This is a genomic window from Dehalococcoidales bacterium (assembly GCA_035529395.1).
GTDB lineage: Bacteria > Chloroflexota > Dehalococcoidia > Dehalococcoidales > Fen-1064 > DUES01.
Map to the genome: position 1 here is coordinate 1 of DATKWT010000172.1, position 18,283 is coordinate 18,283.

Annotated in this window: 21 protein-coding genes; 13 read left to right on the forward strand and 8 right to left on the reverse strand. The window is 57.6% G+C overall.

The features are described 5' to 3' along the window. Positions 1-497 precede the first annotated feature (497 nt). The 4 genes from VMW13_10735 (at position 498) to VMW13_10750 (ending at position 2,889) form a co-directional block, all read left to right on the forward strand. Positions 498-1,691 (forward strand): CaiB/BaiF CoA-transferase family protein, encoded by a 1,194-nt coding sequence (locus tag VMW13_10735; GenBank protein HUV45289.1) that lies wholly within the window; start codon positions 498-500, stop codon positions 1,689-1,691. 229 nt (positions 1,692-1,920) lie between these two features. Further along, entirely contained in the window at positions 1,921-2,367 is a 447-nt protein-coding gene (locus tag VMW13_10740) for a flavodoxin domain-containing protein (GenBank protein ID HUV45290.1), read from the forward strand. Between the two features lie 29 nt (positions 2,368-2,396). Continuing rightward, positions 2,397-2,627 carry a hypothetical protein gene (locus VMW13_10745; GenBank protein HUV45291.1) on the forward strand — a complete coding sequence of 77 codons (231 nt, stop codon included), beginning with the start codon at positions 2,397-2,399 and terminating at the stop codon, positions 2,625-2,627. Between the two features lie 88 nt (positions 2,628-2,715). After that, the gene (locus VMW13_10750) at positions 2,716-2,889 is read left to right on the forward strand and encodes a methytransferase partner Trm112 (protein HUV45292.1); all 174 of its coding nucleotides are present in this window, start codon (positions 2,716-2,718) and stop codon (positions 2,887-2,889) included. 34 nt (positions 2,890-2,923) lie between these two features. Here VMW13_10750 and queD read toward each other — a convergent pair whose 3' ends face one another. Together queD and folK are read right to left on the reverse strand one after the other, a co-directional pair. Then, positions 2,924-3,295: a 6-carboxytetrahydropterin synthase QueD gene (gene queD, locus VMW13_10755; GenBank protein HUV45293.1), complete on the reverse strand. Its 372-nt coding sequence runs from the start codon at positions 3,293-3,295 to the stop codon at positions 2,924-2,926. Between the two features lie 3 nt (positions 3,296-3,298). Next, positions 3,299-3,832 (reverse strand): 2-amino-4-hydroxy-6-hydroxymethyldihydropteridine diphosphokinase, encoded by a 534-nt coding sequence (folK, locus tag VMW13_10760; protein HUV45294.1) that lies wholly within the window; start codon positions 3,830-3,832, stop codon positions 3,299-3,301. Between the two features lie 259 nt (positions 3,833-4,091). On the opposite strand from folK, the gene VMW13_10765 reads away from it, so the two are divergent. Together VMW13_10765 and ispH are read left to right on the forward strand one after the other, a co-directional pair. Continuing rightward, positions 4,092-4,727: a lysophospholipid acyltransferase family protein gene (locus tag VMW13_10765; GenBank protein HUV45295.1), complete on the forward strand. Its 636-nt coding sequence runs from the start codon at positions 4,092-4,094 to the stop codon at positions 4,725-4,727. Between the two features lie 2 nt (positions 4,728-4,729). Then, positions 4,730-5,584 carry a 4-hydroxy-3-methylbut-2-enyl diphosphate reductase gene (gene ispH / locus VMW13_10770; protein HUV45296.1) on the forward strand — a complete coding sequence of 285 codons (855 nt, stop codon included), beginning with the start codon at positions 4,730-4,732 and terminating at the stop codon, positions 5,582-5,584. Here the strand turns inward: ispH and VMW13_10775 are convergent. The 6 genes from VMW13_10775 to VMW13_10800 form a co-directional block, all read right to left on the reverse strand. Then, on the reverse strand, positions 5,579-6,712 hold the full coding sequence (locus VMW13_10775; protein ID HUV45297.1) for an acyl-CoA dehydrogenase family protein: 1,134 nt from the start codon (positions 6,710-6,712) through the stop codon (positions 5,579-5,581). The two genes, ispH and VMW13_10775, sit on opposite strands and share 6 nt — an antisense overlap. Positions 6,713-6,724: 12 nt before the next feature. Next, positions 6,725-8,167 (reverse strand): 4-hydroxyphenylacetate 3-hydroxylase N-terminal domain-containing protein, encoded by a 1,443-nt coding sequence (locus tag VMW13_10780; GenBank protein HUV45298.1) that lies wholly within the window; start codon positions 8,165-8,167, stop codon positions 6,725-6,727. 19 nt (positions 8,168-8,186) lie between these two features. Then, a complete protein-coding gene (locus VMW13_10785) occupies positions 8,187-8,597 on the reverse strand; it encodes a DUF1893 domain-containing protein (GenBank protein ID HUV45299.1) in 411 nt (136 codons plus the stop codon). A gap of 4 nt (positions 8,598-8,601) precedes the next feature. Continuing rightward, positions 8,602-9,846, reverse strand: a complete 1,245-nt coding sequence (locus VMW13_10790; GenBank protein HUV45300.1) for a lactate racemase domain-containing protein — start codon at positions 9,844-9,846, stop codon at positions 8,602-8,604. A 14-nt stretch (positions 9,847-9,860) separates the two neighbouring features. Next, the gene (locus VMW13_10795; protein ID HUV45301.1) at positions 9,861-11,033 is read right to left on the reverse strand and encodes an acyl-CoA dehydrogenase family protein; all 1,173 of its coding nucleotides are present in this window, start codon (positions 11,031-11,033) and stop codon (positions 9,861-9,863) included. Between the two features lie 62 nt (positions 11,034-11,095). After that, positions 11,096-11,395, reverse strand: coding sequence for an Lrp/AsnC ligand binding domain-containing protein (locus tag VMW13_10800; GenBank protein ID HUV45302.1), 300 nt, complete (start codon positions 11,393-11,395; stop codon positions 11,096-11,098). Between the two features lie 442 nt (positions 11,396-11,837). On the opposite strand from VMW13_10800, the gene VMW13_10805 reads away from it, so the two are divergent. The 7 genes from VMW13_10805 (at position 11,838) to VMW13_10835 (ending at position 17,971) form a co-directional block, all read left to right on the forward strand. Next, the gene (locus tag VMW13_10805) at positions 11,838-12,995 is read left to right on the forward strand and encodes an acyl-CoA dehydrogenase family protein (protein ID HUV45303.1); all 1,158 of its coding nucleotides are present in this window, start codon (positions 11,838-11,840) and stop codon (positions 12,993-12,995) included. After that, positions 12,992-13,777: an electron transfer flavoprotein subunit beta/FixA family protein gene (locus tag VMW13_10810; protein HUV45304.1), complete on the forward strand. Its 786-nt coding sequence runs from the start codon at positions 12,992-12,994 to the stop codon at positions 13,775-13,777. The genes VMW13_10805 and VMW13_10810 overlap by 4 nt, the downstream gene beginning before the upstream one ends. A 13-nt stretch (positions 13,778-13,790) precedes the next feature. After that, on the forward strand, positions 13,791-14,975 hold the full coding sequence (locus VMW13_10815) for an FAD-binding protein (GenBank protein ID HUV45305.1): 1,185 nt from the start codon (positions 13,791-13,793) through the stop codon (positions 14,973-14,975). 1 nt (position 14,976) lies between these two features. Further along, positions 14,977-15,465: a hydrolase gene (locus VMW13_10820; GenBank protein ID HUV45306.1), complete on the forward strand. Its 489-nt coding sequence runs from the start codon at positions 14,977-14,979 to the stop codon at positions 15,463-15,465. 108 nt (positions 15,466-15,573) lie between these two features. Continuing rightward, a complete protein-coding gene (locus tag VMW13_10825; GenBank protein ID HUV45307.1) occupies positions 15,574-15,768 on the forward strand; it encodes a type II toxin-antitoxin system HicB family antitoxin in 195 nt (64 codons plus the stop codon). Then, positions 15,768-16,517, forward strand: coding sequence for a methyltransferase domain-containing protein (locus tag VMW13_10830; GenBank protein HUV45308.1), 750 nt, complete (start codon positions 15,768-15,770; stop codon positions 16,515-16,517). Before VMW13_10825 ends, VMW13_10830 begins: the two co-directional genes overlap by 1 nt. 149 nt (positions 16,518-16,666) lie before the next feature. Further along, positions 16,667-17,971: an MFS transporter gene (locus VMW13_10835; protein HUV45309.1), complete on the forward strand. Its 1,305-nt coding sequence runs from the start codon at positions 16,667-16,669 to the stop codon at positions 17,969-17,971. The last annotated feature ends 312 nt before the right edge of the window (positions 17,972-18,283 follow it).

Genomic DNA, 18,283 nt, shown 5'->3' on the forward strand with positions numbered 1-18,283 from the left:
TAGTGTCTTACAAATGCCTTTACAGTCCCTGTCATTCTAGCAAGCCTATGAAAAACCCTTTCGACCAACCCCCTGACCCCCTTCCTGTCCAGGAAGGGGGGAAAGATTATATCTGGGGGACACCCCCAGACCCCTGCCAAAAGGGGCGAAGCCCCTCTGGACTCCCCTTTTTCATCACCCTGTTAGACTCGATCCGGGATACGTGTTTGCCCCCTGGATTCCATCCTGCGCTGGAATGGCATCAACATCTATCATACGTAAAGATATATACGAGACACTACACCAGCCATTACTGGCTGTCTCCTCATGTGCAATGCCTCATCCCCCTTACGCCTTTCTCCCCCTCTTTCTCCTCCGGAGAAAGAGGCAATATCTATATGCATCACCCTTCTGTCTGAGCGAGAGCAGGAATGGTGGCCCGGTACTGGCCGGGGGTGTCTTGACACTGGTGGGCCAGTGACCTAAAGTGAGCAGTATCAATACAGACGAGGTGAAGCATGGCTGGTCCACTGGAGGGAATCAGGGTTCTCGATATGACGCAGGTGTTGTTCGGGCCTTTCGCAACGATGCTGTTGAGCGACATGGGTGCCGATGTTATCAAGATTGAGCGACCCGAGGTGGGGGATATTGCGCGGGGGAACGGTCCTGTTGTCCGTGGACTGAGCACCTATTTCCTCAGTCTCAATCGCGGCAAGAAGAGCGTCACCCTCAACCTGGCCACGGCTAAGGGAGTGGCATTATTCCTCGAACTGGTTAAAAACGCCGATGTCCTTGTCGAAAACTACACACCGGGAACGATGGAGAAGCTGGGCCTGAGCTACGATGAGGTAAGGGCGTGCAATCCCGGCATCATCTACGTGGCCGGTTCCGGTTTTGGCCAGTACGGCCCTTACGCTCATAAACCGGCTTTCGATGTTGTTATCCAGGCTATGGGCGGAATTATGAGCATCACCGGCGAGGAAGGTGGACCACCGGTACGACCGGGCGCGTCTTACGGCGACATTGCTGCCGGGCTTTTCCTGTGTGTCGCCACTCTGGCGGCTCTGCAGGAGCGCAATGTCAGTGGTGAAGGGCAGCTTGTGGATATAAGCATGCTGGACTGCCAGGTGACGGTCCAGGAAAACGCTTTCGTCCGCTATCTCAATACCGGCGAGATACCGCATGCCCTGGGCACAAGGCACCCGGTTATCGCGCCGTTTCAGACTTTTCCGACGAAGGATGGCCATGTCGCCGTGGCTCTCAGGGGCGGTATCAAGGACCAGTGGCCACTGTTCTGTGCCGCTATTGAGCGACTCGACATCATGGATGACGAGCGCTTCCGGAACGGCTGGCTGCGTACCCAGAACTACGAAGCGCTTGAACCTGTGCTAAACGAGGCGATGAAGGCCAGGACCACCGGGGAGTGGGTGGAGGAGCTGGAGAAGGTGGGCATACCGTGTGGACCGGTCAACAACATCGCCCAGGTCGCGGAAGACCCGCAGATACAGTCCAGAAACATGATTGCTGAAGTGCGGCACCACGAGGCAGGTGCTTTCAAGGTGGTGAATACGCCGTTCAAGTTTGGCCGGACGCCCATCAGCGTAGAGCGGGCTTCCCCGGACCTCGGAGAGCACACACGGGACATCCTGAGCAATGTGCTGGGAATGACCGAAGCGGAGCTCGGTGCACTGAAGAGCGAAGGCATCATCTAAACTGGAGTCGTTTCTAAGCGCATCTTGCCGGTATTCTACCCACCGCTCGTACGATGTGTAAGGGTGAGTCCAGACCAATACTTGTCGGGATAAATTGCCGGGCAATCCAGGGGTTCGTGTGTTGTCTGTGACTGATGTTGTACAATGTAGGTGCCTGTGCTTGCAACATGGTACGGTAGTAGCACCGAACGGACAGGATAACCGGTAGTATGGTCAAGGAGGGTAGAACATGAGCAAGGTATTGATTGTCTACTTCAGCCTGTCGGGGAACACGGAGAAGATGGCGCAGTACATCGCTGAAGGCGTGCGCATGGCCGGACAGGAGGTAGTGGCCAGGAAAGTCTCCGAAGTCAAGAACGCGGAGGCCTTCGAGGGTTACGACGGCTACATTTTCGGCTCTCCCACATACCACAGGGACATGGCTGAGCCGATGAAGACGTTCCTGTTCCTGGCAAGAAGGGCCAACCTGGAAGGAAAGCTCGCCGGCTCGTTCGGTTCCTACACCCACAGCGGTGATGCCCCGGAGATAGTCCTCGAGACGATGGAATACGTCTTCAAAATGGAGCCGTTTGAGCTGGGGTCCTTCAATCTCAAAGATGATGTGCTGGGTGGTTCCGAAGGTATGCGGGCCTGTCAGGACTACGGAAGGGTCTTCGGCGAGAAAATCAGCGCCTGATGCGCTCCGGTTGAATGGTGGGGGTGGAGATGAATCCGAAGGCCCTGCGCAAGGTCGGTTGCGGCCTTTATGTGGTGATATCGAAGAAGGGCGACAGGTTTAATGGCCAGATTGCTGACACCGTCTTCCACTCACGAGGGAATGTATCGAGGCATGGTTCGGGCGATAGTAAAGAGGTTGTCCCCGGAGACTATGCTAGCGCTGGTGCGATATTCGGGTGCTATTGTGTGGTAGTCTGGCCAGCCGACAACACCTGTTAACTGGCGATTCTGGCGTAGACGATAGCACTGCCTGGAAAAGCTTCTGCGGTTATTTTTACGTCAGACAGCAGTGTGGTATAATCAGCCCATGAAAAGAGAGTTGATGGACATCCTGGTCTGCCCGGTGTGCAAGGGCGAGCTTGAGCTTACCGTGGAAGAGGAGAACGAGAAGGAAATTGTCACCGGGAGCCTGTACTGTGCCAAGTGTGATGTCCGCTACCCGATTGAAGAAACGATTCCCAACCTGCTGCCGCCGGAATAGGCGTCCAGTTGGCCTCCACTGAGGACAATCGGCTTCAGTCAGGTCGGTAGGACACACCGCTCTGGGGTGATTCCCACACCTCGACACAGACTATTGAAACCGGCGTCCCGGCCAGTTTCGGTCCGAGTTCCTGATAGATAGTGGCCGCGATGTTCTCTGATGATGGGTTTATCTCGTCAAACGGCGACACGTCATTGAGGCAGGTGTGGTCGAAACGGCCGAGGATTTCACCCAGGTGCTGCTTCAGCAATGTGAAATCATAGGCCATGCCGATATCATCAAGCTGAGCGGCCTCCAGGCGAGCCACCACGCCGAATCGGTGTCCATGCAGCGCCTCGCACTTGCCCTGGTAACCGCGAAGGTAATGGGCGGCATCAAAATGTTGCTCAACGGATATCGTGTACACAGGTTATTCCTGGCCCTCCTCCCACTTGAAGACACCCTGTACACCCTTCTGCAAGGACTCCAGCATCTGCCGGACGGTCTTGCCGTTCACCGGGTGCACCAGGTCCGGGGCTATCTCAGCCAGGGGGACCAGGACGAAGGCCCTCTCTACCAGCCTGGGGTGGGGAATAACCAGCTTGGGGTTGTCCATAACCTGTTCCCCGAAGAAGAGAATGTCGATATCGAGCGGCCGGGGTGTATTGGGCCCGCCCTGTCTCCGACCCAGCTTGGACTCGATTCCCTTGGTCAGGGTGAGAAGTCCCATTGGTGCCAGATGGGTACGGACTTTACAGACAAGGTTAAGGAAGCGGGGCTGATTGATATTGTCCACCGGCTCGGTATCGTATATCGGGGAGACCTCCAGTACCTCTACCCTCTGTGAGAGCAAGTCGAGTGCCTTATCCAGATTAGCCCGGCGGTCACCCATGTTTGAGCCAAGGCCAAGGTAGAGAACCGTAGCTCTGGAGTTGGTCTGTTGGGGAACCTGAGATTCCACCATAACTGCGTCCACCGTCAAGTAGTTGTTTCGGACCGCTTACATTATATCACAGCGTGAAGGACGGGCATCAACCCGGAGAGGCAGGGACACGCTGCTGACTCTGGCGGCGCGTAATCTGTTTGCCTCAGGGTGAATCATCGGGTATAATTGGCAGTCATCGCGGTCGGTATTTCGGTGGCCGCAGTTGCCGGTATTCCGGTGGCCGCAGCTGCCGGTATTCCGGTGGCCGCGATTACCATTATTCATCGGAGGCGGGGTAGTGCCCTGGATTTATCGTATCTGTTGCCCATCAATCAGGCTGCTACTGTTTCTCCTCAGCCGCTGGGAGGTCAAGGGCAAGGAGAACGTTCCTCGCGAGGGTCCGGTCATCGTGGTCGCCAACCATATGACCGTGCTTGACCCTCCCATGCTCAGTGTCAGCCTGGGGCGATATGCACAGATAATGGCCAAGGAGGAGCTTTTCCGCTCCCGGGCGTCAAGCTATTTGATGTACGGCCTGGGCGCTTTTCCGGTCCACCGTGGCAGGCTGGACAGGCAGGCCATGCGTGTTGCCGAGAAAGCACTGGCGGACGGAGGTATTCTGATAGTATTTCCCGAGGGCCAGAGGAGTCGGAACGGGCAGCTTCAGCGTGCCTCTGACGGTGCCACACTGATAGCGCTGCGCAGCGGGGTTCCCATACTGCCGGTGGGCATCACCGGCACAGAACGGGTCAGTGGTATATGGAGCGTACTGCGCCGCCCACGGCTGACGGTTAATATCGGGCGGCCCTTTCATCTTCCTCCGACTAATGATAAGTTGGACCGGACGGAATGTACCCAGTACATCATGGAGCATATTGCTGAAGTGTTACCCGCCGAGTACCGGGGCATCTATGCGGGTGGGAAAACCGGATGACGCTGAAAATCGAAAAGGCAGGCGAGACAGGGTTCTGCTTCGGAGTCAGGCGGGCGATCGATATCCTGGAGAGGGTTGCCCGGGAACGGGGCAGTGTGGAAACTCTGGGGGCGCTGGTACATAACCGGCAGGTACTAAAGAGGCTGTCCGTTATCGGTGTCAGAGTGGCCAGTAGTATCGATGATATACGTGGCGACATCGTGGTTACCGGTGCCCACGGAATCAGTCCCCAGGTAGAGGAGGAACTCCGGTCCCGACAACTCACCGTAGTGAATACCACCTGTCCCTTCGTACTCCGGGCGCAGAAGGTCGCCCAGCGGCTGGCAAGGTCCGGTTTCCTGGTAATCATCTACGGTGATACCAACCACCCTGAGGTGAAGGGCATTCTGGGGTGGGCGAATAATGTAGGCATGGCCACACTGGATGCAGGTTCGCTGGCATCGTTTGAGCCTTTACCGCGCCGTCTCGGAGTCCTGGCCCAGACCACCCAGATACCGGACCATTTCACCAGGTTCACGAAGGATTTACTCGGTTTAGTCCTCGCCAAGGACTCCGAGCTACGGGTTATTGACACCATCTGCCACGATATCCGCAGGCGGCAGGCGGCAGCCATGGACCTGGCAAGCAGAGTGGACCTGATGCTGGTTACCGGAGACCATACCAGCGCCAATACCAACCACCTTGCCGAACTGTGTTCGGGGACAACGACAACACGCCTGATTGAAACAGCGGACGAGGTTGAACCTGCCTGGGTTCAGGAGTACCGTCGTATCGGCGTTACCGGAGGAGCTTCCACCGCAGAGCAGACCATTAGTGAGGTCCTGGCAAAGCTTGAGGAATATACCGGGAAATCATAGTCCCATACACTGAGCGACTATCTCCCGGTGGAAATCACCGCCACCGAAGCTGAGCTGCGCTGCCTTGCCCCGCTTGGTGTAGAACTGCAGGTCGTGGTCAATAGTACAGCCGATGGCTCCGTGAATCTGGTGTGCCAGTGTGACCACGCGGTCATAGGCCTCGCCCGCCCAGGCCTTGGCGACTGATACCTCTTTCGCGCAGGGTAGCCCTTCACTGAGCACCCAGGCTGCCTGGTAGGTGCCGAACCTTGTCGTCTCGCAGTCGGTAGCCATATCGACACAGAAGTGCTGGATGACCTGGAAGCTGCCTATCGGCCGGTCAAACTGCCGCCTCTCTTTGGCATAGTCGAGGGTCAACTCCAGCGCTCCCTGCATAACTCCCACCAGCTCACAGCACTTGGCCACCGCGGCGCGTTGGATTGTCCTCTGTACGATATCCCATCCCTGGCCGGGTTCACCGAGGATGTTCTCCGCGCTTACCTTCACCCGATCAAACGTAACCTCGCACAGCTTGTCGCCGGATATTGTTTTCAGGAGCGAGTGGCTGATTCCGGGGCTCCTGGAGTCTACGATGAAGACGGTGAGTCCTTCGTCCGTATCCGTTGGCTGGCCAGTGCGGGCGACACAGAGCAGATAGTCGGCAACGTTGGCATCGGGGACAAATAGCTTGGTACCGTCAATCAGGTAGTCGCTGCCGTCAGCGGTAGCCGTCACGTTGATTGAGCCAGCGTCGTAACCGGCAGCAACCTCGGTAAGGGCAAGGGTGAAGACCTTCTCACCGCTGGCTATTACCGGCAGGTATTCCTGTTTCTGTCGCTCGTTGCCAGCATCGAGGATGGTCAGACCACCGAGGACCACGCCGGACAGGAAGGGGCCGGGCAGACAGGCCCTCCCCGTCTCCTCAAGCAGGACAGCAAGGTCAAGGAAGCTCATACCGCTGCCACCGAAGCTCTCCGGAAACGCCAGCCCCATCCAGCCCAGTCCCGCTATCTCCTTCCAGAGTGCGGGTGGATAGCCTTTCTCGTCGCTCTCCATGTCTCTGACCAGCGTCTTAGGGCACTTCTCTTCGAGAAAGTCGCGGGCAGTCTTCCTAAGCATTTCCTGTTCTTCAGACAGAGTGAAATCCATCAACAATATCCTCTATTTACTTTCTTTGATACCGGCCAGTCTCCGGGCCAGCTTTTTCTTGGGCTCGATATCCGTGTCGCGGAGTAGCGTCATCCGGTGCGCTTCCGGCGAGCCACCGCCGTGGATGTTGGAGACAATATCCCTGGTCTCGAAGGCTAGCTTCTCGATGAGGCGGAACATGCGCATCCTGTCCTCCACCGGTACACCTTCCGCCCCCTTCAGGTATTTTTCAACGAGGGGTCCGATATCCGGATTGCGCAGGTCTTTCTCCGAGGGCAGATCAGCCACCAGTCCCCCGGCAATGTCCACCAGGAGGCGGATTACCTCGTGGTACTCCTTGCCTTCATAGAGCTTGGATGTATTTGCCAGTACGCTGTCTACCAGGTATATGCCGGAATCACTCTCTTTGGCCTCTATCGAGGCGGCCAGACAGCAGCCATACATCGTCTGGACAGTCTTTATCATGTCGACAAGCTTGGCATTGATGTGGGAGGCATTGGGCACGCCGTTATACTCGGCGACCGCTGCCGCCGCTCCGATGAGGACGTCACCAACACCGCACTTGCATCCTCCATGAGAGTGGCGGTGGTAGCTTCCGAAAAGCCTCACCATCGGCCCGGCAAACTCGTGCTCGCCGCACATGAAAACCCTCTCCCAGGGCACGAATACGTCGTCAAAGATAACCATCGGGCAGAATTTACCGAAGTCAACGTTGCCGAGGTCGACTCCCTCCATTGCCCTGGCTTCGAGGGTACCACGACCGTAGACATGAATTACACCCCTGGCATCGACGGGCACGGCAAAAGCGACCGCGTAGTCCCGGTCATTTTCGCGCATCTCCCGGGAGGGCAGTATCAGCCCCTCGTGAGCGCAGAGTGAGCCGCTCTGGTGTGCCTTGGCACCACGGACGATAATGCCGTCATCGTTCCGGTCAACGATACGGAGGTACATATCCGGGTCGGGCTGTGCCGAAGGGCGGAGCGACCGGTCTCCCTTGACATCGGTGACCCCGCTCCAGACGACGAGGTCGTTCCTCTGGACGTACTTCAGGTACTCCAGGAACCTCTCGCGGTAGCCGGTACCGTGCTTGGTATCGATATCGTGGGTTACCACGCCGACAGCATTCAGGGCATCCATCCCGGTACACCGCATATAACAGGTGCCCGTCCGCTGGGAGAGGAACTTGAGCATCCTGACCTTGGTCAGGAGGTCGTCGATGCTTTCATAGAGTGCAGTAAAACGGCTGACTTCCTCCCCGACGAGGTCGGAGTGGGTTACCAGTAACTCCCTGCCTTCGGGGTCGTGGGCAAGGGCAAAGGTCTGCGCCACCCCGGCCACCTGTCCCTTTGTCAGCGGGTGGCTGGTGATATCGGCTACCTTCTCGCCCAGAATGTAGGCAGTCGGACTCATCTGCCGCAGGCTATCGTAGTACTGCTCCGCTGTTTTCAAGGCCATGACTATCTCCTCCGCTGCCCTACTGGCCCGAGAGCCGTTCCTTGAGAGCCTGGTAGAACTCGCCCGGGGTCTTGCCGAGTGAAAGCTCTTCCATCGGGCACATGCCGTCCTGTTTGTTGTTCATAATATGGGGGACCGTCTCGTCGAACCGGTAGCCGATACCGAGCTGTTTCAGTGTCTTCGCGGCAAACTCGCTGCCCAGTTCACCGTAGGTTTCACGGCAGAGTATCTTCACCAGTAGAAACGCCGCGGCATTACCGACTACCCGGTCCAGGACGGTTACGTCCTTCTCATAGGGGACACAGGTCTCGATGTACTCCATCAGTGGCAGGAGACGTTCCTTTTCCGAGGAAAAGAGCAACCTGTCCCCGCTGTATACCCGGAGGGTATCGTTACTGTTGGTAAACTCACGAACGGTGCTATCATTCATTCTGCTACCCATTGGTGTACTGGATTTCGGCGCTGGGATACACGGCAACCCTGGTACCGGTACCGTGGTCCTTCTCCAGCATTTCCAGAACTTCATCCCACTTATACACGAAATGGACCTTGTCCGATTCTCCGAACCAGCTCTTGCTGGATAAGTCCGGGTACTCCGTGAAGACAATCAGACGTCCAACGTGCGAGGGTACCCTGCCTCCCTGCCGCAGTGGTGCAAAGCTGGAATTGCCAAACGGGCCGAGCAGGTAGTGGGTCACCTGGCCGTCCGGGGCATTGGCGATAAGGACGACATCGCCGCCGGGTGCGACGGCGCGATAAGCGATGGCGGCACCAATGAAGCCCTCGTTGGCCTTGGTGAAGGTGTTGGCGATAGCAACATCCATATCCTGCGCCCGGGGTGTCAGGTAGTGTGGTTTGGCTGCCTCGACTGCGGCAGCGTACGATGGTATCAGGGCACCGGCAAAAACGGCCACAGTTTCACCCCGGCTATTCATCAGGCAATTTACCATGAAGTCCAGGCCGGAGAGAGTGGCTGCCTCTTCGATGTCCATGCGCATCAGGTTTTCATCGAAGAGACCCATGCCGGCAGTGCGTTTATCTCGCTGCTGTGCCATCATCTGATAGAAGGAAATGTGGTTGTCCCGGGTGGTCTCGAAAGACGTCACCCCGGGCAGGATTATCTTCCCACCACCACCAAAGCCGTTCATCGGGTGGGGGACCACCGAACCGATGGCAATTTTAAGGTCGCACTTCATTACCTCTTCATTGACGTTGACCTCGGTGCCGTAAGTCCTGGTCTTACCGGCATAGGTGCAGTTGCCAAAAGCGTTATGATTGTACACCGGGAACCGGGCCATCACTTCCTCGCCCAGCTTCTTGGCGAAGTGCTCCCGTGTGTAGGCTGCGTGACAACCGAGGGCACAAATAAAGCGGATGCCGGAATCAGGGATACCCGCGGCGGCCAGTTCTGCCAGGACGTGCGGTACCATGTCATATGTCCTGGTCCCGCGCGTCATATCGTCGAATATAATGACGACCTCTTTCTTATCCCTGGCAAGTTCCTTAAGTGGCGGCGTACCAATGGCATTGCCAATAGCCGCCTTGACCTGCTCCGGTGTCAGGGCGGGTCGGTTATAGCCAGCCATATCGAGTGTCTCCACCTGCCAGCCGTCCGGCACGGTGAGTTCCAACTCCTTCATCTTGTACCATGCCAGCGCAGGCAACTTGATAGTGCTCATATCCTTCTCTCCTCTCATTCCGTGGGCAGACCCAGTCCCCGTGTGGCCACGATGTTCTTCAGTACCTCGGTGGTGCCTGCCTGCAGGCTGTAGCCCTTTGAGCCGAGATAAGAATGCGGTGCCATGCCCAGGATGGGCGCCCACTTCGATTCGGCCACCAACTGCCCGTACAGTCCCAGTATCTCTGTCGCCACGCTGGCCAGGCGTTGTTCAAAGGTGGTGCAGTAGGCCTTGGCCATGGCGGCTTCGACATTGGGGGCACGTCCCTGCTCCATCACCAGCACCACGCGGTAGGTGAGCAGACGCCCCATCTCGAACTCGACCTGAAGTCGGGCCAGCTTGTCCCGGATAAGCGGGTCTTTGCAGAGGGGAACTCCGTTGTGCTCGGTCTCCCTGGTGAATTCAATGATAGCCTCAAAGAGCGGATAGTTGCCCATGAGACGCTCCAGCCCGGCACGTTCGTAGTCAAGCTGGTTGAGTATCTGGTAGAAGCCGCGGTTCTTCTCCCCGATGAGGTGCCTCTTGGAGACACGAACCCCGTCATAGAAGACCTCGCCCCAGGCCTCGCTGCCGGTGATGTCAATCGTTGGCCGGATGGATATTCCCGGCAGGCTGGCGTCAATGACAAACTCGCTGATGCCACGGTGCTTGGGTGCATCCGGATCTGTCCTGGCCACAAGGTAAACGTGCGTCATGAACCGGGCACAACTGGTCCACATCTTCTGTCCGTCGATGATGTAGTCGTCCCCGTCTTCAACAGCCCTGGTCTGGAGTGATGCCAGGTCCGAGCCCGCCTCCGGTTCGCTCATGCCCAGGCCGATGTAGGCTTCTCCCTTCAGAATCAGGGGGAGAAGCTCCTGCTTCTGTTCTTCGGTACCGTGAGCGATAAGGGAACGGCCTATCTGGCGGTCGGCAAACCAGTGGCAGGCAGCAGGAGCCCCGTAGCGCAACAGTTCTTCGGTCAGTATAAGCCGGTCGGTCTCGCTGCGTCCCTGGCCGCCATATTCGCGAGGCCAGCTCAGTCCAATCCAGCCCCTGGCGGCCATCTTCCTGGTGAACCCCGGGGAATAGCCCTGTATCCAGCCATCGCACATCGGCTGGAAGGTCCCGTTCCTTATCTCCTCTTCGAGAAAATCGCTTACTTCTTTCCGGAACGCTTCCTGTTCCGGACTGAACTTAAAATCCATACTTACTGACTCCTCGGGTATATCTTATTAAGTGCGAAGCAGAGTGCCCGGACGGCACCCGGTTAGACCGCCAGGCAGGTCACCGTGCGGGAGATACCGGTAATAGGATGAATTACCTGCGTAACGATGTCACCGATTTCGTTGAGGGTTTCCGCCTCGATGATGGCGATAACGTCGTAGGGCCCGGTGACCGCATTGACCGATGTCATGCCCTTCAGGTCCTTGAGGGCTGCGGCAACTTCTTTGGTTCTGCCTACCGTTGTTTCAATCAGTACAAAGGCTTTGGCCATAACAGACTCACCTCCGGCATTCCGGGTAATCCACCGATTAATTGCCTGGGAATTCCCGGCAGACTTCGTCATTATTATACTCCAAAGTGCAGCCTCATTCCACCCGCTGCCCTGATCCACAGGACTGGTTCCTGCGGTTTTGTCCCCACTTATCACTGCGAGCCGAAGCCCTGAGTGCAAGCGAAGGGAAAGTGAAAAGGCAGCGAAGAATCCTGGCATACCTTTAATGTTGTGAGGGCTGAGATTGCGCGCCTCTGTTCCAGAGGCATATCGCAAAGGCCGACGCTGCGTCGGTAAGCTCCTCGCAATGACCACCGCACATCTCCAGCTTGACAGCAGGCATGTGACTCAGCCTATAATATGCAATCTGCCATCGGGGTGTGACGGTTCCCGCAGGGTTCGACGGGTGGTTACCAGTCAAACGGGTCTCCTGACAGCCAGGTCTGGTATTGTGGTCGGGTGTCTATTCCCCCTGGTCAGCCATTGACGAAATACAGGCTTCTGGAGGAGTGTCTTGGACTATGGCCTGAGTGAAGAACAGAAGACATTGAAAAGCCTGGCAAGGCGTATTGCCGAAGAGAGGATTCTACCGGTCCGGGCAGAGCTTGATGAGACCGAGGAGTTCCCCCGGTCAATCATGAAGGACCTTGCCGATAGCGACATTTTCCGTATCTTCATCCCCGAGGAATATGACGGTCTCGGTGGGGGCGGTCTCGACCTGTGCCTGGTGATTGAGGAACTGAGCCGGGTGTGCAGCGGTGTCACCGTCTGCTACGCCGCGACCACTCTGGGGGCTTATGCAATACTCGAATTCGGCAGTGAGGAGCAGAAGCAGAAGTACCTGCCGGATATTGCTGCCGGTAAAAAGCTGGCTGCTTTTGGCCTGACCGAGTCCACCGCTGGCAGTGACGTCGCTGCTATCAAGACTACCGCCGAGAAGGTGCCCGAGGGCTACGTACTAAACGGCACCAAGCAGTTCATCACCAACGGTGGCGAAGCCGAGATATACACTATTATTGCCCTGACGAACAAATCAAAAGGACCTCGTGGCGCCAGTGCTTTCGTGGTGGAGAAAGACACGCCGGGCTTCACCTTCGGCAAGAAAGAGAAGAAGATGGGCATCCGTACCTCCCCCACCAGGGAACTGGTCTTCCGTAACTGCCTGGTCCCGGAAGAGAACCTGATTGGCAGGGAAGGTATGGGATTCGTCATGACGATGAGGATACTGGACCGGTCGCGTCCCGGTATTGGTGCCCAGGCTGTGGGTATTGCCCAGGGAGCCCTGGAAGCGGCAGTCGACTACACCGCGCAGCGTATCCAGTTCGGGAAACCTATCATCTCGCTGCCCGTTGTCCAGCAGAAGATAGCGGAAATGGCCACCCAGGTGGAGGCAGCCCGGCTGCTGGTGTACGCCACCGCCCGGACGATTGACGGTGGTGCCCGGAGCTACACCGAGGAAGCGTCTATGGCCAAGGTCTTTGCCTCTGACGTGGCCATGAAGGTTACCACTGAGGCGGTCCAGGTCTGCGGCGGAGCCGGCTATATGCGTGACTACCCGCTGGAGAAGATGATGCGGGATGCCAAGATTACCCAGATATACGAGGGCTCCAACGAGGTGCTGCGAAACACGATTGCCGTCGGCGTCAGGAAGAGGAAGGCGCGACGGGAATGAACATTATTGTCTGTCTCAAGCAGGTCCCGGGTACCACTGATGTCAGGATTGACCCGGAGACGAACACCCTCCGGAGACAGGGCATCAAGAATATCGTCAACCCGTTCGACGCCTACGCTCTTGAAGAGGGAGTCCGCCTCAAGGAGCGCTATGGCGGCAAGGTCACCGCCATCAGTATGGGGCCTCCCCAGGCTGAGGAGATGCTCCGCGAGGCCATCAGTTGCGGTGCTGATGAAGCCATCCTCCTCAGTGACGCTGCCTTTGCCGGCGCCGATACCCTGGCTACTTCCTATACGCTTTCGCAGGCGATGCGGAAGATTGAGCAGTACGACCTGGTAATCTGCGGTCGGCAGACCATAGACGGCGATACCGGCCAGGTCGGTCCGGAGCTTGCCGAATGGCTGGACGTCCCGTTTGCTGCCTACGTCAGCAAGGTCGAGGAAATAGACGGCGACCTGATGAGGGTCGAGCGGATGGTTGAGGACGGGCACGAGATTGTTGAAATGTCCCTGCCGGGTATAATCACCGTGGTCAAGGAGATAAACGTGCCCCGCCTTCCGTCGCTGCGCGGGATGGCCCGGTCCAGGAAGGCAGAGATACCGGTGTGGACGGCTAGTGATTTGGAGGTCGATGAGGGAAGGATTGGTCTGGTCGGCTCGGCGACATGGGTGGTCGAGATATTCTTCCCCCGGCGGGTCCACCAAGGCGAGATGCTTGAGGGCGACCCGGAGAGCCAGGTGGACACCTTGCTTGAGAAGCTCAGGGAAGCCAGGATAGCGTAGGGTTGGCGGTGATATGGGGATTCGGGTTGATATTGACGAATGTACCGGCTGTGGCAGTTGCATTGATGCCTGTCCCTTCGGTCTGATTGAGATAGTCGACGACGTAGCCCGGATAGGGGAGGGCTGCAACCTCTGCGGTGCCTGCCGTGATGTCTGCCCTGTCGATGCAATCACCATAGAGTCTGTCGTTGATACGGTCCCTGCCGATGACTCCTACCGTGGGGTCTGGGTGTACGCCGAAAGACAGGACGGCGAGATACGGGGAGTGGGCTACGAGCTTCTCTCGAAAGGCAGAGAGCTTGCCGACGCTCTGAACACGGAGCTCTGCGCGGTATGCTTCGGCCATAACCTGGATGGCGTCGAGCAACTGGCAGCCTGCGGAGCGGACAGGGTCTACCTTGTCGATGACCCTTCCCTTGCTTCTCAACAGGAGGAGGTCTACGCCGCCGAGTTGGTCCGGCTTATCCGGGAGCGCAGGCCGGAGATTGTCCTTGCCGGAGCGACGTCTTTCGGGCGGGCTTTCTTCCCCCGCGTGGCCGCCGTCCTCAAGACGGGCCTGACCGCCGACTGCACCGGGCTTGATATCGACACCGAAAAAAGGCTCCTTTTACAGACGCGCCCCACCTTTGGCGGCAATGTCATGGCAACCATCATCTGCCCGGCAAAACGACCGCAGATGTCCACAGTACGCCCGCGTGTTTTCAAGCGCAACACGCCGGACACCTCCCGTGAAGCAACCATAATCAGGGTTGATTTCGACAAAGAGCGCGTCACCGCCCGGACGAAGCTCGTGGACTTTGTGAAAGACCTGACCGAGAAGGTGAAGCTGGAGGACGCCGATATTATCGTCTCCGGGGGGCGGGGGCTGGGCAAGCCGGAAAACTTCAGTATCATCCGGGAGCTGGCCGATGCCCTGGGCGCAGCCGTAGGTTCCTCCCGGCCGCCGGTGGACGATGGCTGGATTCCCTATTCCCACCAGGTAGGACAGACGGGCAAGACGGTCTGCCCCAGGCTCTACATTGCCTGCGGGATATCCGGGGCGGTGCAGCACCTGGCCGGTATGCAGACCACCGATATGATTGTGGCTATAAACGACGACCCCGAAGCCCCCATCTTCGAGGTAGCCACCTACGGCCTGGTAGGTGACCTCTTCAGGATAGTGCCCCTTCTGACGGAGAGGTTGAAAGGAGGTCAGTGAATTGAAGGACAAACTTTACGAGCAATCAGAGACAGGTTGCTGCCCGCGATTTAACCCGGAGCCCTGGGACGAAAAAGAGGTAACCTTCGAGGACAGGCTATTCCTCAAAGACCATGTCAGAAGCTTCCTGCATATCCCGCTGAACATGGGAAGAGTGATGGTCGGAAACATGGAGAGGATTCAGGATGCTGATGCCCTTGCTCCTGAGCCGCTGATGCTTTCGGATGAGAAATCTCTATGGGGAAGTGATATCTATATTGCCGTCAGCAAAGAGGTGCCGGGAGCAGAGATGACAAGAGTCTCAGGGACATTTCTGACCAAGGTTTTTGAAGGGCCATACTCGAACACTGGCAAGTGGGTTAAAGAAATGAAAGCTCATGTCAAATCAAAGGGCAAGGAGTTCAAGTGCCTGTATTACTTCTATACCACCTGCCCATCATGTGCCAAGGTGTACGGTAAGAACTATACCGTTCTGCTGGCTGCGGTCTAACCGGTGACCTCCATAAGATAGTGCCGCTGCTTACAGAGAGGTTGAGGGAGGGTGAGGTGGTTCGCTCGCTTGTCCGCCGTGCTATAATGGTGGCGGTGGAGGTTGACGATGGATTATACAGTAGTCATTAGAAAAGCCCCGGACGGCATCTTCATCGGCAGTTGTCCTCTTGTTCCTGAGGCACACGCCCAGGGTGACACCCACGACGAGTGCCTTGCCAGTATGAAAGAAGCCCTTGAACTCTATCTGGAGTTCCGCAAGGAACGCGGCGAGGAGGTTTCGGAAGGTATCGCTAGCTTCTAATGCCCACATACTCAGATTATGACGCATTTGCCTGGGTCTATAACAAGTACTGGGGTGACGAGTTCACCCCGCGTGTCTTTCCTATCCTGGAGCAGCTTGTGCTCCGGGAGCTTCCCGCCGGGGCCAGCATCCTCGACCTCTGCTGCGGTACCGGGCAGCTTGCCGGGACACTGACCGCCCTCGGTTACCGTGTCACCGGTGTCGACGGCTCGGCTGAGATGCTGCGCTTCGCCCGTGAAAACGCCCCGGACGCCGAATTTGTCCACGCCGATGCCCGTTCCTTCACCCTGCCGGACAGCTATGATGCCGTCGTCAGCGTCTTTGACAGCCTGAACCACGTCATGACCCTGGAAGAGCTAACAGCGGTCTTCCGCAACGTCCACGCCGTCCTGCGCGATGGCGGGTCGTTCTTCTTCGACCTTAACATGGCGGCGGGCTACGGCTTCACCTGGAACGACAACTTCGGCATCGTCGAGGAGGACCACCTCTGTATTGTCCGTACCAGCTACAATCCGGATGAGAAAATCGCACGATTCGATACCACCATCATGCTCCTCGAGGACGGCTGGGAACGGAAGGACGTGACCCTCCTCCAGATGTGCTACTCTCCGGCTGAGGTACTCTCTGCCCTGGCGGAAGCCGGCTTCACCGATGTGGAGACCTGTGCCCATGATGAGCGTGAGGGCATGACTGGCCTGACCGAAAGCGCCGACCGGGGCTTCTTCCTTTGCCGGAAGCCGACCTTGTAGGCGACTTCAGCCGGACAAGAACGTCGCCACTGTTTGCACCTTCCTACCCAATGGGCATACACTGTAACCAATATCGGGCATTCGGCGGCATGCTCGTTCCTTCCTCCGAGAGACTCATCCCACAAAATCGGGACTAGCGGGAGTATTGCGTGAGAGGCGGTTCACCCAGATACACCGGACAGGGCGATGATTCTGAGATGGGAATTGGCGGGGGTGGAGGATTTTCCCGGTTTTTCAACCTGCGGACCTTTACGTCCTTCAAGAACCCGGTATTCCGTCTCTACTTCGGAGCACTGCTGGGCCAGATGGCGGCGATGAACATGCAGATGTTTGCCCGCCTGTGGCTGATGAAGCAACTGACTGATTCGCCGGCCATCGTGGGAGCAACGGCTTTCGCTCACGCGGTACCTATGCTCGGCCTGTCCCTTTTTGGCGGGGTGATTGCGGACCGGATGCAGAAGAAGTACGTGATGCTCATTGGTCAGATAGGCTCGGCGCTCGCTGTCCTGGGTGTTGCCGTTGCCCTGTCTCTTGGCTACCTCAGCCCTGAAGTCGAGGGTTCGTACTGGATACTTATCGGGGCCTCGGTCCTGCAGGGGACCATCATGGCCCTCATGATGCCCTCCCGCCAGGCCATCCTCCCCGAGATAGTCGGTGAGGAGCAACTGATGAACGCCCTCTCGCTGAATAATCTGGGTATGAACTTGCTCCGCGTCATGGCCCCCGCGGCCTGCGGCTTCCTCATAAAGGAGCTGGACTATGCGGTCGTTTACTACATCATGTCCGGGATGTACGTTGTGGCGATCGTGTTTATTGCCCTTCTACCCCGCACCAGTACTATCACCGTTGGCGGTGGCGGTGCCCTCGACGGCATTAAGGAGGGTCTTAAGTACCTGCGGGGTCAGACCACCCTCATACTCGTCCTCCTCGTGACTCTCGCCGCCGTGATATTGTCCATGCCTTACATGTACCTCCTGCCTTTTTTGTGCGAGGATGTCCTGCATGTCGATGAAGCTGGCGGCGGAATGCTGTTGAGCGTTTCCGGTATCGGTGCCATTGTCGCCTCGCTCATTCTCGCTTCCCTTCCTAACAAGCGGCGCGGCCTGATGCTGCTGGTCAGTTGTCTCGTATTGGGGTCGGCCCTGACTGCCTTCTCGATTTCTCAGTCCTGGTACCTGTCGCTGGGTTTGATGGTCTTCGTCGGTATAGGCACAACGGGACGGATGACCCTAGGCAATACCCTCATCCAGTACTACGTTGAAGATGAGTACCGCGGCCGGGTGATGAGCATCTACATGATGGAGTTCGGGCTGACCAGCTTCGGGACCTTTGCCGCAGGGGTTATGGGAGAGGCCTGGGGAGTTCAGTGGGCAATTGGCGGGTTTGCTGCCGTCCTGGTTATCGTGTCTCTGCTGACCCTCATCTTCGCCCGCCGGATACGCCAGCTTGACTAGCAGGCCAACGGAAAGACCTCTTTTTGGCCAATCCCCGTGCGGCCCATCTGGGCCGCCTTCCCCTTCCTGTCCAGGAAGAGCCTTCCTACCGAGGAAGGGGGGAAAGATTATACCTGGGGGACACCCCCAGCCCGATGTCGTCAATGAGCGGTTACCGGATGCAGCTTGCCTCGCCGACGACTATCTTGTCCTGCCCCTGGTTTTCCATCCAGACATCCAGCTTGACGCGTGTGCCGGCTTCCTCCGCCTCGAGCGCGGTGACCAGCCCGTGCGCGGCTACTACGTCGCCATTTATCGCGCCACCGCCGATGT